Origin of the sequence: Paraburkholderia aromaticivorans, assembly GCF_012689525.1 — a bacterium.
Taxonomy (GTDB): domain Bacteria; phylum Pseudomonadota; class Gammaproteobacteria; order Burkholderiales; family Burkholderiaceae; genus Paraburkholderia; species Paraburkholderia aromaticivorans_A.
This window is the reverse complement of record NZ_CP051517.1, coordinates 68,348-82,974: the sequence shown is the minus strand read 5'-3', so window position 1 is coordinate 82,974 and position 14,627 is coordinate 68,348. Positions and strand designations below refer to the sequence as shown.

Annotated in this window: 17 protein-coding genes; 16 read left to right on the top strand and 1 reads right to left on the bottom strand. The window is 60.4% G+C overall.

All coding sequences use genetic code 11. The features are described from left to right. Positions 1–310: 310 nt before the first annotated feature. From HF916_RS49370 to HF916_RS49325, 10 genes are all read left to right on the top strand, one after another. Complete coding sequence (locus HF916_RS49370; protein ID WP_206002079.1) at positions 311–595, top strand: mating pair formation protein; 285 nt, start codon at positions 311–313, stop codon at positions 593–595. 9 nt (positions 596–604) lie between these two features. After that, positions 605–889, top strand: a complete 285-nt coding sequence (locus HF916_RS49365) for a VirB3 family type IV secretion system protein (RefSeq protein ID WP_168795951.1) — start codon at positions 605–607, stop codon at positions 887–889. 403 nt (positions 890–1,292) lie between these two features. Next, positions 1,293–3,608 (top strand): hypothetical protein, encoded by a 2,316-nt coding sequence (locus tag HF916_RS49360; protein WP_240975893.1) that lies wholly within the window; start codon positions 1,293–1,295, stop codon positions 3,606–3,608. Between the two features lie 21 nt (positions 3,609–3,629). Further along, a complete protein-coding gene (locus HF916_RS49355) occupies positions 3,630–3,914 on the top strand; it encodes a hypothetical protein (RefSeq protein WP_168795949.1) in 285 nt (94 codons plus the stop codon). After that, positions 3,911–4,561 carry a type IV secretion system protein gene (locus tag HF916_RS49350; RefSeq protein ID WP_168795948.1) on the top strand — a complete coding sequence of 217 codons (651 nt, stop codon included), beginning with the start codon at positions 3,911–3,913 and terminating at the stop codon, positions 4,559–4,561. The genes HF916_RS49355 and HF916_RS49350 overlap by 4 nt, the downstream gene beginning before the upstream one ends. 496 nt (positions 4,562–5,057) lie before the next feature. Then, positions 5,058–6,149, top strand: coding sequence for a type IV secretion system protein (locus HF916_RS49345; RefSeq protein WP_168795947.1), 1,092 nt, complete (start codon positions 5,058–5,060; stop codon positions 6,147–6,149). Next, positions 6,143–6,850, top strand: coding sequence for a type IV secretion system protein (locus tag HF916_RS49340; RefSeq protein ID WP_091810190.1), 708 nt, complete (start codon positions 6,143–6,145; stop codon positions 6,848–6,850). Before HF916_RS49345 ends, HF916_RS49340 begins: the two co-directional genes overlap by 7 nt. Before the next feature lies 1 nt (position 6,851). Then, the gene (locus tag HF916_RS49335) at positions 6,852–7,262 is read left to right on the top strand and encodes a TrbG/VirB9 family P-type conjugative transfer protein (protein WP_168795946.1); all 411 of its coding nucleotides are present in this window, start codon (positions 6,852–6,854) and stop codon (positions 7,260–7,262) included. 17 nt (positions 7,263–7,279) lie between these two features. Then, positions 7,280–8,056 (top strand): TrbG/VirB9 family P-type conjugative transfer protein, encoded by a 777-nt coding sequence (locus tag HF916_RS49330; protein WP_168795945.1) that lies wholly within the window; start codon positions 7,280–7,282, stop codon positions 8,054–8,056. Next, positions 7,987–9,306 carry a TrbI/VirB10 family protein gene (locus HF916_RS49325; protein WP_168795944.1) on the top strand — a complete coding sequence of 440 codons (1,320 nt, stop codon included), beginning with the start codon at positions 7,987–7,989 and terminating at the stop codon, positions 9,304–9,306. The genes HF916_RS49330 and HF916_RS49325 overlap by 70 nt, the downstream gene beginning before the upstream one ends. Positions 9,307–9,353: 47 nt before the next feature. On the opposite strand, the gene HF916_RS49320 is transcribed toward HF916_RS49325, so the two are convergent. Then, entirely contained in the window at positions 9,354–9,569 is a 216-nt protein-coding gene (locus tag HF916_RS49320) for a hypothetical protein (protein ID WP_168795943.1), read from the bottom strand. Between HF916_RS49320 and virB11 the strand changes: the two genes are divergently transcribed. From virB11 to HF916_RS49290, 6 genes are all read left to right on the top strand, one after another. Next, complete coding sequence (gene virB11 / locus HF916_RS49315) at positions 9,568–10,578, top strand: P-type DNA transfer ATPase VirB11 (RefSeq protein WP_168795942.1); 1,011 nt, start codon at positions 9,568–9,570, stop codon at positions 10,576–10,578. The genes HF916_RS49320 and virB11 overlap by 2 nt on opposite strands. Beyond that, positions 10,565–11,335, top strand: coding sequence for a lytic transglycosylase domain-containing protein (locus HF916_RS49310; protein ID WP_168795941.1), 771 nt, complete (start codon positions 10,565–10,567; stop codon positions 11,333–11,335). Before virB11 ends, HF916_RS49310 begins: the two co-directional genes overlap by 14 nt. Then, positions 11,325–11,666: a hypothetical protein gene (locus HF916_RS49305; RefSeq protein ID WP_168795940.1), complete on the top strand. Its 342-nt coding sequence runs from the start codon at positions 11,325–11,327 to the stop codon at positions 11,664–11,666. Before HF916_RS49310 ends, HF916_RS49305 begins: the two co-directional genes overlap by 11 nt. After that, positions 11,663–12,316: a hypothetical protein gene (locus tag HF916_RS49300; protein ID WP_168795939.1), complete on the top strand. Its 654-nt coding sequence runs from the start codon at positions 11,663–11,665 to the stop codon at positions 12,314–12,316. Before HF916_RS49305 ends, HF916_RS49300 begins: the two co-directional genes overlap by 4 nt. Before the next feature lie 222 nt (positions 12,317–12,538). Next, complete coding sequence (locus HF916_RS49295; protein WP_168795938.1) at positions 12,539–13,126, top strand: phospholipase D family protein; 588 nt, start codon at positions 12,539–12,541, stop codon at positions 13,124–13,126. Between the two features lie 23 nt (positions 13,127–13,149). Continuing rightward, positions 13,150–14,625 (top strand): hypothetical protein, encoded by a 1,476-nt coding sequence (locus tag HF916_RS49290; RefSeq protein WP_168795937.1) that lies wholly within the window; start codon positions 13,150–13,152, stop codon positions 14,623–14,625. Positions 14,626–14,627 lie beyond the last annotated feature (2 nt).

Sequence of the window (14,627 nt, the reverse complement as noted above, 5' to 3'; positions counted from 1 at the left end):
TTTGGTTGCCGACTTTATCCATAACTGACCTGACACGCAAGGTTTGGGAAATATTTTGCAAAACATGACTTGACACGCTCGTTACGGATAGTAAAGTGACGCGGTGGGTAATCTTCATTCCATTGGATGACGCGCGAGGGTAGGAGTTGACGGCGCGGCACCGCCTAACCACGAATCACTGAAGAGGTTTGATATGGCAGACGCCGTTGTGGGTAAGAGTGTTGCGAAGCGGCTGTTGTCCTTCATTTGCGCGAAGACTCGCGACGCGCGGGCGGTTTTCTGCAGTGTCGAAGCGAGCACATCGCGGCGCATGTCATTGTTGGTTGCTTTGCTGTGCGTAGCTGTTTTCCCTGAATTCGCTTATGCGATGGACTACAGCACTGGTACGGGCCTGGTTCGCGATTTCGTTAGCTGGTTGTTCGTCGACGCGGGTCCCTATGTCTTCATGGCGATTCTCGGCATCTGTGTGCTCGGGGTGCCGAAGGGTTGGATTCCGATGAAGGGTGCCGTGATCGCAGTTATCTGCTCATTTGTATTCTTCGCGGTCCCTTCCATTGTCCGCTATGCGGCGTCGGTCGCTTCCTCGCAGATCTGAGGTGAGGCCATGCGTGAAGTTCACGAAATCCCGAAAGGCATGGTGCAACCCTGGATGATATGGGGCTGCCTGGCTGAGCTGTTCCTCGGCTCGTTCGTATTGCCCGCGGTTGTTTTCATGTTCCTCAAATGGTGGCCGGTGATGCTCGCCGTGCCCTTTCTGGTCATCGGCTCCTATCTGATTACCGCGAAAGACATGTTCGCGTTCTCGGTCGCGTATCAGAGCTTTGGCGCGACGGCGAAGCCACGTAGCCTCAAATACTGGGACGGAGCCAAGACCTATGCGCCACGATAAATCTTCGCGCTCTCGCCGGCGTGTGTCGCCTGTGTCGCAGTCGACGGATTATTTTCCGGCCCTGTCGATGCCGTCGCGCCGTGTGGGACACACGAACCTTTGGGCAGAGGACGGCACTGGCAAGACGCTCTCTGTGCCGGAACTGCTCATGCGGGCGGCCGGCCCTCACGGCCCGAAGCGATAGGAGGAGCACGTCACTATGTCTTTCTCCACCTTTCTCGACCGTCATTTCGGCGCGTCGCCATTCGTTCAGCGGAGCGAGTCAGACAAGGATGATGCGGCTGATCTGCACGCCTCGCGCGAACTTCCGTTTGGCCTGAATGCGTACTACAACGGCCATACGTTGCGCACGCTTGACAGCGGACTGGTGCAGATTGTGCGTCTGCAGGGTCTCTACGCGGAAATGCTCGATGACACCGGTGTCGATGCGTACAAGCATCAGCGGAACACCGCGCTGGAGTCCATCGCTGACAGCAATGTGGGCATCTACGTGTACGAGATCCGGCGCAGGGCCAACCGGTGGCCCGCCGGGAAGTATTCGAACTGGTTTCCGGATTTCCTCAATGAAAAGCTGAAAGCGCGATTTCAGACGCGGTCGTTGTATCAGCACGAAATCTATATTGCCATCGTGCGCTACCGGCACTACAGCGGCGTAGTGGGGCGGCTCGATCGCGTATTCAATGCGTTCAATCCCTCCGGCACAAACGACAAGCTTGAAACCGAGTCGCGGCAGGCGCGAGACCTTGAAGAGAAGGTCAACTCGCTGATGAAATCGCTGGCGCACTACGCGCCTCGCCGTCTGGGCCGCGTCGAAACGGAAATCGGACCCTGTTGTGAGATGGCGCGGTTCCTGCGTTATCTGCTCACGCAGGAAGACGGGCCCGTGCTGGCCGATTCATACAACCTGGCCCAGGTGATCGCGAGTTCGTATCTGCATTTCGGCCGCAATCCGATCCTTGGGAAAGATGTTTTTGAGGTCAACGGGCTCAACCACCGGCGCATCGGGCAGGTGTTGGCCATGTCACGCTGGCCCGATGGCGCTGTCGCCGGGATGGCCGACCGGTTCCAGCGGCTGCCCGCCGAACTGATCGTCACGCAGAAGTTTTTCCCGATCGACAAGCTTGACGCGAGCATGGCGACGTCGACCAGTGAGGCCCGGCTATCGCATGACCGGACGACTGCCGGTATGTCAGCGGAAATCACCGCTCTGCGCATGCGGCAGGCGGCCAACAAGGCAGTTCTCGGCACCCACCACATGAGCGTCCTCGTTCATGTGCCGGTAGAAGGGCGCTCGCAGGAGGCGGCACTGAAGGCGCTTGAAGCGCTGGATGATGCCGTGGGTAAAACGGGCGAGTGTTTCAAGAGCTGGGGCGTGAAACCGGTTGTCGAGACGACCGGCATGGAGCGTGCCGTATGGTCGCAGATACCTGGTGCCAGAAAGCGGCACAACGGTCGGGTCGGCAAGGTCGAGACGCTTCAGTTTGCCGCCTTTGCATCGCTGCATAGCTTTCCGCAAGGGCGTTTTGACGGAAACCAGTGGGGTGAATGCCTCATGGTTCTGCCAACTGAAGGTCAGACCGGCTACTACCTGAACTTTCATGAGGAACGCGCCGGGATGGTGCCTGGGCATGGCAATTTCGCGGCGAAAACGGGCGTGGGCAAGACGTTGTTTGTCGCGTTGGTCACCAGTCAGGCCGATAAGGTGGAGCCCCGGGTGCACTGGTTTGACCGTGAGAACGGCGCGACCGTGTTCATACAGGCAATGAACGGCGCCGATATCGTACTCAGCCTGTCACGCTCGCTTGGCAATCCCTGCAAGATGCCCGACACGGAACAGAACCGCGCGATGCTGCGCGAGCTGCTGCAGATGATGGCGACGTGCTACGGCTACAGGCTCACGGTCGACGATATCGAACGCATTGCCACGGCGGTTAATGACAACTTCGATGGCAGCAAGACGAAGTTCGGGGACCGGCGCCTGCGGAATCTGGCCTGGCGCTTCGGCGCGAAGAATTCGGACCTGTATCGGGCGATTGCCGTGTGGCACGGCGATGGCGCGAATGCCGCGGTTTTCGACAACGAACACGACACGCTCGATGTAACAACGCACCGTCACTACCGCTATGAGATGCGGGAACTGATGAAAGACAAGGAGGGAAGGCCAGAGCTTCCCATCCTGCTCAACTACCTGACGCACCGCATCGAGCAATCGCTTGATGGCTCGCCCGCGATCATCGTGTGGGACGAGGCCCAGACATACATTCGCAATCCGTTCTGGCAACAGAAAGTCGAGTTGTATCGCGAGACATTCCGCCGGCGCAACTGCGTAACGCTCTTTATTACGCCCGAGCCGAGCGCTCTCTATCGGCCGGTGGCGGCCGTCAAGAATCAGGCGGTGACGAGCTTCTATTTCGCGAATGACAAGGCCGATCGACGGGACTACGTCGATAACCTGGACTTTTCGCAGAGCGAGTTCGAATTCATCGAGCGCGCTGCGCCTACTGACTACAAGGTACTTATCAAGAAGGGCAGCGGAGTCAGTGTGCGCGCCTCGTTTGATATGTCGGACATGCCTGAGCTCGTGGCCGTCCTGTCGTCGAATGACAAGTCGGTTGAACTGATGAACCGTGTCCGCGCCGAGTTGGGCACAACGGACCCGAGTCGATGGGTTCCAGTGTTCATGAATCGTGCGCTATCTGAACGGACGCACAACCTTTGAGTTGAGTGGTGAGGTGAACCTGTGATCGGACAGATTGCAATCGGTGTACTCGGTGCGGCGAGCATTTTCCTGTCGCAGGACCGACGCGAACACTGGCGTAAGTGGGCCTGTATCTGTGGGCTTGCAGGGCAACCTTTCTGGTTCTGGATGGCGTGGGAATCGCAGCAGTACGGCGTGCTCGCGCTTTGTTTTGTGTATGCGTGGTCGTGGTCGCGAGGCATCAGGCTGTACTGGATGGGCAAGCCAGGGAGCGCAGGGCGATTGGCGGAATCGACCTTACAACCGGAAGTGGAGGTGCAGAAATGAAAGGACCATTCGTAGCGGCCATCGCAGTGATGGCCATATCGACGTCAGCGTTCGCAACGGGCGTTCCGGTTGGCGATGCCGGGACCTGGACAGCGCTGGCCGCGCAACTCGCTCAGCTCAAGCAGGAATACGACACGCTCAAGCAGCAATACGGCGCGGTAACCGGGTCGTACGGGCGGGGTGGGCAGGGGCTGACCGATGCAATTGACGCGTCGTCCATTGTGCCGGGCAGCTGGCAGGACGTTGTATCGCAGCAGAAGAGCGGTATCTACGGCAGCCGACAGGCGACGTACGAAAAGGTGATGAACACGATGTCACCCGATGACTTCGCGGACAAGGGCGCGGGCGCGAACTACAAGATGAGTACCGACTCGGTTCGCTCGGCACTGGCCGGCGGAGAGTCGCTGTACGACGAGGCCCAAACCCACCTGCAGAACTTCCAAAGCCTTTCGCAGCAGGTCGACACGACCCAGAACGTAAAGGACGCCGCGGATCTGCAGAACCGCATGTCGGCCGAGCTGGGGATGGCCCAGTCCGCGCAAACGAAATTGCAGGCCATCAACGCGAATCTGACGGCGAACCAGCTCAACGAGAGTAACCAGGCCACCGCAGAGCGTGAGAAGTTTTTCAGCAACGTATCGAAGTGAGGATCGACATGCGAAGCATCGTTTTTTATCTCCTGCTCGCCGGCGCTACGTGTCTGGCTGGCTGTGCACATTCCGGCGCGATATCGAAATCGCCGTGCGCGTGCGATTTTCATCCTATCGGGCAGCAGGCCTGACAGCGCGCCGTGGGCCTGCTGGCTCACGGATGAAGAAACTGGAGCAAGGCATATGACGTGGACAGGCAAACTCAGTTGGTTCCTTCTCGCAGTCGCGGTTGTTGGAAGCGGCGGATTGATCGTTTACGTCGTGCATACGAGCAGCACGGGAGGCGACACTGTCGAACCCCCTGCGCAGACTGTGCCGACGTTCGAGCCGAAGACGAAAGCGTATTACCTTGCGCATCGCGCGGAGATGAAAGCGCGCGAAGACGATTGCACAAACCGCGGCATTAGCCCCTTTGCTGACACCCCGGAAGCACGCGACTGCAACGCCGCCGCGGAGGCCTCCAAGCAGATATTTTTTGGCCCGGGGAAGTGACATGGCTGATCCGGTAGATCAATTCATCCAGACATTGTTCGACAGCATCCCGTCGCGAACGGAAGCGTTTCTGTCGACCAATTACCCGGTGCTGGGGCACGCAGTCACGCAACCGGTGCTCTACCTCGCGATGATCTGGGTGGCAGTGAAGGTAATCCGGGTTCATTCCGGGCGAGATCCTGCGGACGTGTGGCCTCTCGTGAGAATGCTTTTGACGATCATGTTCGTGTTCGCGGCATTGAACTGGGGCGGGCTTGCCGGACAGATTTTTCATTCATTCCAGGAACTGCGCGACGACACCGTAAATGCGTTGATGGGCGGGCAGTCCATGACGCAATACCTGGAGAACGCCTACAACAAGTTTTCCGATGCATCTGGCCAGATGATGAAGCAGTCGATGCTCAAGATCGGCATCGTGCTTCTTGGGCTCGTGTTGCAGATGGTCAATACAGCGATGGTCCTGGTCGCGCTTGTTCTGAAGGTCGGTTCTGACATGGGCTTTGCAGTCACGATGCTGCTCTTTCCGCTGTTCGTGCCGACGTTGATGTGGAACAGCACGCGTGGATTCGGCATGAGCTGGTTTGCGGCGATGGCGAAGTTTGCACTGGTCGGCATCCTGCTGGGCGTCATTGTGAAATTCAGCTTCGATATCACTGACCAGTTTGTATCGAAGATGGACCCCAACGCAATGACGGCGAACGATGCCTTTTCTGCAATCATCCTTGCAGGCGCCATCACACTTTTCATGGCCTTTACCATTCGCCCGCTGGCGTCCGCGCTGACATCGAGTGGTGCCGCCGGCAGCGGCATGGCGGACATGATCGGCGGCTTCATGATGTCCCAGATCATGTCGAAGTTTTCCGGCGGTGGGCGAGGCGGCGCCGGCGCAAATCCGGGCGCGGCGACTGCGCTGAACAGTATCAGCAACACCCAAACTGCTCACGGTAATCAGCTTGCCCGGATCGAGCGGGCGCTTTCCTCGGGCGGCGCTACGAGCCCTTCAAGCATGTCGAGCCCATCGGGTGCCGGTCAACCGGGCGGCCCTGGCGGCACAGCGCCGTCGAGCGGCACATCTGATGGAGGTCAATGGTGAGCGCGATTTTCCAGAAATCTTCCAAGGTTCGTCAGGCGGCAGCGCCTGACGCACCGCCAGCCGAATCCTATGAGGCGATTCGCTTATCCCGGAATCGCGCATATCTGCTCGCGTTGGTAGCGTGGCCGATCGCGGGCCTCGCACTGGCTTCAATGGCCTACGACAAGGCCAATCAGGAGTATGTGCCACCTGTGGTGCTGACTCTTGACAGAAACAACCACGTCGCAAAAAGCGAGATCGGCACACCTGCGGTGCTCAGCTCGAAGGATGCCGTGATCGAGAGCGAACTTGCCCGTTACGTGACTGAACGCTACACGCTGGATCGCGCGTTTCGCCAGGACCATATTGATTACGTCAGGCTGCATTCAGCATCGGACGTGGCAGACCGCTTCAATCACGAGATGGACGCGAAGAACAAGGACAACCCGTACTACGCGATCGCAGAGACGACGGTTCGTCGCGTGAAGGATCAGCGCATCCGCATTCTCGACCGTGACGACCACAAGGCCGAAGCAACCTTCACGACCTACAACGACGGCAACGGCGACAACAAGACGGTGTACTGGCATGTGCTGTTCCGCTACGACTTCGTGAAGCAGGCGCTAACGCCGCAGAACCGCTACATCAACGGTACGGGTTTCATGGTGACCGGCTTCGAGCCAAACACAGAGCCGGGTGCGCCGGCCCCATCTGGAGGTTGAGATGCGAACAGTCAGGAGTGCCTTGACGGCAGTAGCGATAGCAGTGGCGTTGTCGGCCGTGGCTCACGCAGTAACGGCTGCTGATCCGGTCCTGCGGGGAACGGAAGGCAATGTGCAGCGCCTGCCGTACATGCCGGACCAGATCTACGACCTGACAGTTGCTGACAGGACCTTGCTGGCGATTGACTTTCCGCGCGACGAACATATCAAGGCCATCGCGCAGAGCACGGCGCCGGTCTTTCATGTTCAGCAAACGGGCGATACGCTGCAGGTGACGGCCGACAGGCCGGGCGAGAAGATGGGGCTGAATGTCACGACGACGCGCGGCACCTACCACCTGCAGATAGCGTCGATTGACGATGCATTGCAGGCCGCGCATATCGTGCATTTCGTGACGCCCTCGGCGTACTAACCAGGAGAGGGAACGACATGAAAACAATTCGCCACGGCATGCTGGCATGGTTAATTGGTATCGCGTGCGCCTTTGTGGGTGTGAATGCGCAAGCGGCCAAGAATCCGCGCTGCGTGATTACGGACAACCGGGTATGCCAGCTTCAGTTCGATCCGAATCAGGTCTACGAAATCACGGGCGTCTATGGTTACGCGACAACGATCGAATTCGCGCCAGGGGAAAAGATCCTCAACAAGGCGATCGGCGATTCAATCGGCTGGCAGGTCCTGAAGTTTCGCAATCATCTCGTGCTTAAGCCGGTCGAGCCGGATGCAAGAACCAATCTGACTGTCACGACCAGCAATCACGTCTATTACTTCCGGCTATCCAGTTCGAAGAATCCGGAACGAGCGACCTATGCGGTGCGCTTTATCTATCCGGCAGATGGAAACGATGGATGGAGCGACGATTCGGGCGGTATCTCCGACGCATCCTATTCGCAGCCGCGCATGGTCAACAAGAATTATCAGGTGTCGGGTGACGAAAATTCGTTCGGTCTGCAGCGCGTTTTTGACGACGGGCAGTTCACTTACTTTCTGACCACGATCGGCAAGCCCAAGCCGAGCATTTACGTCGTTGACCGGGACGGCACCGAGGCGCTTGCGCCCATGCGCAGGGAAGGGCCATACCTGGTGATCGAACAGATGGCTGACCGCTTTACGCTGCGCGATGGCGATCGCACCTTGTGTGTGAGCCGGTCGCAACAGGGTACGGCGACACAGGCGCAGCGCTCACCCTGGGGAGGCGGAAATTGAATACGCCTGATAACCCGAATGATCTGCCTCATGACGGCGGGCAGCCAGGGGGCGAGCCGGGCAACGTAGGCGACAGCCTGAACGAGCGTCGGCGCGCGGCTGATGCGCTGCGGCAGACGTCGCTCGCAGCCGATCCGGGGCGCGGCCGGCGTCAGACCTTTTTTACGGTCGCCGGCGCGATTCTGTTCCTGCTGTGTGCCGGTGGATTCTACGCGATGAAGCATGATGCGCCGGCGCCATCGGGCAGTTCCGACAAGCCGAAGATCGACGAAGACACGGCGAAGGCGGCGCCGCTGGATGCTGGCCGGCAGAAACTTCCGGCGTCGATGGCGGCAGCTGCGTCGGCACCAGCTGCAAGCTCGGGCGTCGATCCGGACGAAGCGCGACGGGCTGCTGAGCGTCAACGTCAGGCGGCCGCAGAAGCTGAGCAGGCACGCAGAAAAGCCGAGGCAATGCACGAGGCGCGGATGAAATCAGGCATCTTTGGTTCTGACACGGGAGGGGATGGCCCAGACGATGCAGGTGCCGCTTCCGCTGATGCGCAGCAGGGTGAGGCAGGCTTGGGCCGCCGTTCTGGCGGCGACGGTCCGAATGATCCGAATTCGGCCTTTGCGCGTAGCGTTGCGAGCGCCGACGACTCCACATCCAAGGCGCAAAAGATCGACAACCTGCAATGCAAGATGGAGCCGGGGGCAATCCTCGAGGGCCACCTGGTGCCGCGCATTATCTCGGACCTGCCTGGTTCCATCACGATCATGCTGGATCGGGACGCTTATGGGGAGCAGGGCCGGATTCCGCTGCTGCCGTGGGGCACGCGTATTACAGGCAAACCGAATTCGTCTGTGCGCAAGGGGCAGGAACGAACCTTCATTGCAAGCGCCGTCGCCTTGCGTCCGGATGGCGTCAAGATCCATGTCGACTCACCGGTTGCCGATCAGCTCGGATCGGCGGGCATCGACGCCGAAGTTGATAACCACGTTGGCCAGATCCTCGGCATGAGCGCGGCGCTGTCGCTGCTCGGCGCGGGTTCATCGACCTACGGCGTGTCGTCGTCAGACCAGAACAACTCGATGGCGATGTACCGCGCGGGCGTGCAGCAGTCGATGGCGCAGTCTTCGCAGCAGCTGCTGGGCGGCTACGTCAACATCCCGCCGACACTCAAAAACGACCAGGGCACGCGCGTGCGCGTTCAGGTCGAACACGAGCTGGACTTCTCCGACTACTGCAAATCAGGCGACGGGGAGGAATGATGACAACGGATAACTCGCACGTTCAATGCGAAGTCGCCGCAGGCGAACTACGCCGCCAGCTGGACGACGCGGTTGCCGACGCGCTGCAGGCACAGATATTCAGGGATTTCGCCCGGGATGACGGACGGTATCTGATGCTCGCGCAGGCAAAGCTTAAGGCCGTTGCCCGCCAGTGTTTCGATGCGCAGGTGTGCCTCGATCGTCCGTCCGTGCAGCAGGCCGGCGCGGTGGCTCGCGCCGAACGCATCCGGGGGCGCTGACATGTCGATCGTGCCTGCATTCTTCAACCGCACCGAGTCCATCAGGCCGCTTTTCGATGACGCCGACGTTTCGGAGATCGCGGTGAATGGTCCAGGCATCGTCTGGGTGTCCAGGCGAGGTAAGCGCTTCATGGAGCGCGTGGACACGCCCGCACTTTCTGGAAGTACGTTGCGGGACTTTGCTGAACTGGTGGCGCATCACTCTGATCAGGAAACTGATGCTAAGCGCCCGCTGCTTGCGGCCTCGATCCCGTCGGAACTGACGGGAGCAGGCAATCGCGACTTCCGGATTCAGGTGGTCCAGCCGCCCGCAGTGCCGCCCGACACGATCGCGATCGCGATCCGCAAACCGTCGACGCTCGACCTGACGATGCAGCACTACATCGACACGGGGGCCTTTGATCGGGTCAATGAACCGTTGCCCGAAGCGGAGGACACGGCGAGGAAGCTGGCAATGCTGTACCGCGACGGGGACTGGCCGGCCTTCCTGCGGCTTGCGGTCCAGACCAAAAAGAACATTGTGGTGAGTGCTCCGACTTTCGCAGGCAAGACGGAGCTCATCAACATGCTCCTCAAGGAGATCTCGCCGCACGAACGGATCGTCACCATTCAGGATGCGCTCGAGCTACGGCCGCCGCAACAAAACGTTGTGCACCTGGTGTATTCGCGTGGCAATCAGGGCACGGCACAGGTAACGCCGGTTGAACTGATGGAAACGTCATTGCGGCTGTCGCCTGATCGTGTGATTCCGGGCGAACTGCGCGGTGCTGAAGCATACGTCGCGCTCGAAATGCTCAATTCCGGACACGGTGGGTGGATGACGACGCTGCACGCGACTAGCCCCGAGCACATGTTCGAACGGCTCGCGCAGATGGTCATGCGCTTCGGTTCGACCTTGCAGCGTGCCGAGATTATCGACTATGCCCGCAGTCTCATCGACGTCGTGGTGCAGATGCATCGTTATGACGATGGGGTGCGGGGAATCAGCAAGGTGCTCTATGTCCCGCATTAAATTGCCCTTCGCGCCTCTGGTGCTGAGTCTGATGCTGCTTTCCGCTCAAGCGTCACAAGCGGATATGCAGGTCGCGCCCCCACCGGTTGCATCCACCTTTGTCTCGCTGGCTCAGGAGTGCGCCCCTGATGTTCATCACGCGCTGTTGGGGCGCGTGGCGACAGTCGAGAGCAGCGGAAATCCGTTCGCGATCGGCGTCGTCGGCGGCCATCTTGCGCGACAGCCAAAGAACCTTCCGGAAGCGCTGGCCACCGTCAAGGCGCTCCACGCCGGCGGCTGGAATTACAGCATGGGTTTGGTGCAGGTCAACGTACACAATCTCGCGCGCTACGGACAGACCGTAGAGAGCATTTTGGAGCCTTGCACGAACCTCAGGACCGGTGCTGCGATTCTTAAAGCGTGCTACGCCCGTGCGAAGCCGCAATTTGCGCAGGCTGATGACGCGGTACGTGCGGCGCTCTCCTGTTATTACAGCGGCGATCTGACGCGGGGCGCCGCCTATGCACAAAAGGTGGCGGCTGCCGTCCCGGCGTCCGGTGTGCAGGGGGCGCAGCCGATCGAGGTTGTTCCGGACGTTCGCCCTGCAGGTGGACCCGCACGACGCGCGGCGGCACGGCCGGAGCGCGCTGCAAAGTCTGCGACCAAAGACGACTGGTTCACGACCTATGGGGACGACGACGAAGACGGTCAGGTCAATGGGCAGAGCAGCGATTCGCGCAAGGCAGTAAAGGCGTCGGGAGCCGTCGATGACCAGTGACCAATTTCGCATGCTTGCTGCGGCTCTGGTGCTGGACGTCTATGCCGTCACGGCGGGCGCGGCGGCATCGCAATGGTGGCATCACCAGCCTGGGGCCGGAGTGCAATTCGCGTCGCTCATGGTGCCTATGTCTTTTTATCTGGTAGCCCGGCTGGTGCGGGAGAGCGGTGGCTGGGTCCTGCTGCCGCCCGTGCTTACCTTGATGTGGTTGGGTGCGGTGGCTGCGTCGCCGTTCTGTCTGTTGGGTCTGGCCGTGCGCAATACGTGGAGTGCCTGGCGATACATGAAGGGCGGGCGCAGCGCGCTTACTTGGAAAGGGGGTGGGGTATGACGATGAGAAACGGAGTCAGGCTGATGCTGGTCATGTCGGTGCTCGCTGCTGGCGGTCACGCCGGCAAGGCCCGTGCCGATGACGACTACGGATGCCGCATTGTGATCTGTCTGGGCAACCCCTCATCGAATGGTGGACCGTGGGCGCCGTCTACCTGCGGGCCGGCAATGGATCATCTGATGGACGATCTCCGCCACGGGCGTGGCTGGCCGCAGTGTAAAGACTCGGACATGACCGTCCGCCAGAACAACACGCCTTACGATCCGTGCCCTGCTGGCACGACGGCCGCGGCGGCCGGCACCTGGGTGGCGGAAGGGCAACGCAAGGTCGGAGCTCGTCCGTACAGCGGCATGGGTGGTTTCGCACTTGTCGGAACGCCGAAGCCTTCCGTGGCGGATCTCAATAGCGGTTACGCGTATTACGGGCCGCAGGCCTGTGTGGGCAGCCAGGTCGGTGCGTATCAGGTGTATGGCGATCCCTCGGTCGATGCGTCAGCGGTGAGTTGGCGAAATGGGCGTGACGGTGGTGGCTACGACGGCGATCCAGTCACCGTCACGGTGTATGACCACATCGTCTGGCAACAGCCGCAATCGTCGAATGCGGTCGACGTGTACGAGGCCGGCCAGTTCCAGACACGAATTCATTACTAACAGGGTGGCGGGGATGACTTACGCGGCAGCGCATGGCTGGACACGGGTTGGTCCGTATGAACTGGTTCATCCGACTGGATGGCGAATTGCCAGCTGCATTATTCAGGGTAAGCCTAGACACATTCTCTGGCACGGTGGCGAGACGCAGGGCAATTTTCCCAGTGTTGACGTTGCCGTCGCGAAGCACGTTGAGTTATTGGGTCAGGGCCGGTGAGGGCAAGGATGATCAAACTCCATCGTCCTCTCATGTCTGCGGTCGTCACGGCGGCGCTGACGGTCGTTGGCTTTCCCCTTCTGACGTACTCGAGCGGTGCCCAGGCCGCATGCGTAGCCCCTGACGGTCCCGCGATTGACACGGGTTTTTCGCCGGAAGGTCCTGCCGAACGTCTCGTACTTAAAGCCATTTGCACGGCCCGGCACTCTGTCCACCTGTCGGCGTACAGCTTCACTTCGCCGGCGATCGTGCAGGCGCTGATCGACGCGCATCGGCGCGGCGTTGACGTAGCGGTCGTTGCCGATCGGAAGAGCAATCTGGTTGAGGATCGCAGCGGCAAAGGCCGCATCGCACTCGATCTGCTGTCGGGTGCGGGCGTCAGTGTCCGGACGATCGACGTGTATCCGATCCATCACGACAAATTCATGGTGATCGACGATGAATCGGTCGAGACCGGCAGCTTCAACTACACGACGTCGGCGGCCAGGTACAACAGCGAAAACGCTGTCGTGATGTGGCATGTGCCGGTGGTCGCACAGGCGTATCAACAGCACTGGCAAAGCCGATTTAACCAAGGGCGCCCCTGGTCCGGGTAGGCGTCGAACTGACGGAGGTTTTTATGTTTGAAGACACCGTATTGCGGTTTAGCGACAAGGAGCGTCAACAACAGCTTGCGGAGCAGGAACAGGCTCTCGCGCAGCGTCGCGCGAGTCTCGAGGCCCGCCAGAAGAATCTCGCGTACCGGCAGGATTGGCTTAAAAAGGAGCCGCACGCAGTCGCGCAGGCAGTCGAGCGGGACGACCAGCAGCGCCGCGAAGACAGGCAGCTCGCGACCGATGCCAAGGCGCTGAAGACGCGCTTCGGCCTGAAAGACGGTGAGCTGATCGACACGGCCGCGATGCGAGGCGCGCTCGAGCAGGCGTTAGCCGAAAAAGAAGTCGAGCAGGAACAGCGGGCCGAGCAGATTACCGATCGTGCGTCGCTCCTGTCGGGTCTGAACAAGCTGGCGTTGATCGATGCGAAGAGGACTGCCGAGATCCTGCACGCGAACAAGGATCTGAATGTGCAGCGTGAGTGGAGCCGGCAGGAAGTTGCCGACATGTTCGCGAAAGCGCAGGCGCGCGTCGACGACAAGGGCGCCACGCACACCTACCCCAAGACGCTTGATGGCTGGGCGAAATCGCTGGAAGCCCGCAATCGTGAGCTGGAGCTTGCCGAGATCAAGCTCGATGCGCAGGAGCAGGCATTACGGGCGCAGGTGCGTCGCGCAATCGAGGGGCCGGAGAAGACCGCGGCGCAGCCCGTCGCAGAGCCGGCCGCGCAGAAGGTCGCAGACCGCACAGTTGATGTGGCGGTGGGTAAGGAGGCGGCAGCGGGTGCGAAAGAGAACGTCAGTATTGATACGTCGCTAGAGACCCTGAAAGATCCGGCCAAATTTGCGGCGACGGTCGATACGGTCGCGAAGACGACGGGGGTTAGTGCTGAACAGGCCAAAGCCACGCTCGAAATGCTGCGTGAAACGAAAGAGGCCAATGCGGGCAGGGCGCCTGCAGCGGGGACAGCCGACAAGGCCGCGATCGAAGCTGCGCGCAATGCGTTCTTCTCGCGCGGCAGTGGGAAGAGCACGGCGCCGGTCGAGAAGGTAGCAGAGAAGGCCGCGGAGAAGCCGGCGGCGCAAAAGTCCAATGTTATCGACATGGGAACCGGCAAGCGAACGCCGTCAACTGCGCCAGTTGAGAACAGCGGCCAGACGCCGGAGGCAAAGAAGTCCGTCGACGGGGTTGCAGGTTTCAAGAAACTTGGCCGGAACAAAACGAAGGATGCCGCCGACCGGGGCGCTCCAGATGCCGGCAAGTCGGCTGATGCGGGCAAGACACAGCAGTTGGAAGGTGCCACCGTCGTGCGCGCAGAGGCGGGACCACGCAGGAAATTTGCGGAGCTGAATGCACATGAAAAGCTTGAGCGTCGCGCCGAGTTCTTCGGGAACCTGCGCGAGTCGGCCGGCTTTACGCGCGATGGCAAGCAGGCAGTCTCGGAGCGGGCCAAGGAGGCCGTCAGGCCGGGAAAGCAACGTGAAGGGCACGGGATCGGCTGATC

Bases quoted from the DNA above. Each gene is read 5' to 3' on its own strand.
- HF916_RS49370 (WP_206002079.1), top strand. From the start codon at position 311: ATGTCATTGTTGGTTGCTTTGCTGTGCGTAGCTGTTTTCCCTGAATTC.
- HF916_RS49365 (WP_168795951.1), top strand. From the start codon at position 605: ATGCGTGAAGTTCACGAAATCCCGAAAGGCATGGTGCAACCCTGGATG.
- HF916_RS49360 (WP_240975893.1), top strand. From the start codon at position 1,293: ATGCTCGATGACACCGGTGTCGATGCGTACAAGCATCAGCGGAACACC.
- HF916_RS49350 (WP_168795948.1), top strand. From the start codon at position 3,911: ATGAAAGGACCATTCGTAGCGGCCATCGCAGTGATGGCCATATCGACG.
- HF916_RS49345 (WP_168795947.1), top strand. From the start codon at position 5,058: ATGGCTGATCCGGTAGATCAATTCATCCAGACATTGTTCGACAGCATC.
- HF916_RS49340 (WP_091810190.1), top strand. From the start codon at position 6,143: ATGGTGAGCGCGATTTTCCAGAAATCTTCCAAGGTTCGTCAGGCGGCA.
- HF916_RS49335 (WP_168795946.1), top strand. From the start codon at position 6,852: ATGCGAACAGTCAGGAGTGCCTTGACGGCAGTAGCGATAGCAGTGGCG.
- HF916_RS49330 (WP_168795945.1), top strand. From the start codon at position 7,280: ATGAAAACAATTCGCCACGGCATGCTGGCATGGTTAATTGGTATCGCG.
- virB11 (WP_168795942.1), top strand. From the start codon at position 9,568: ATGTCGATCGTGCCTGCATTCTTCAACCGCACCGAGTCCATCAGGCCG.
- HF916_RS49320 (WP_168795943.1), bottom strand. From the start codon at position 9,569: ATGTCAGCGCCCCCGGATGCGTTCGGCGCGAGCCACCGCGCCGGCCTG.
- HF916_RS49310 (WP_168795941.1), top strand. From the start codon at position 10,565: ATGTCCCGCATTAAATTGCCCTTCGCGCCTCTGGTGCTGAGTCTGATG.
- HF916_RS49305 (WP_168795940.1), top strand. From the start codon at position 11,325: ATGACCAGTGACCAATTTCGCATGCTTGCTGCGGCTCTGGTGCTGGAC.
- HF916_RS49300 (WP_168795939.1), top strand. From the start codon at position 11,663: ATGACGATGAGAAACGGAGTCAGGCTGATGCTGGTCATGTCGGTGCTC.
- HF916_RS49295 (WP_168795938.1), top strand. From the start codon at position 12,539: ATGATCAAACTCCATCGTCCTCTCATGTCTGCGGTCGTCACGGCGGCG.
- HF916_RS49290 (WP_168795937.1), top strand. From the start codon at position 13,150: ATGTTTGAAGACACCGTATTGCGGTTTAGCGACAAGGAGCGTCAACAA.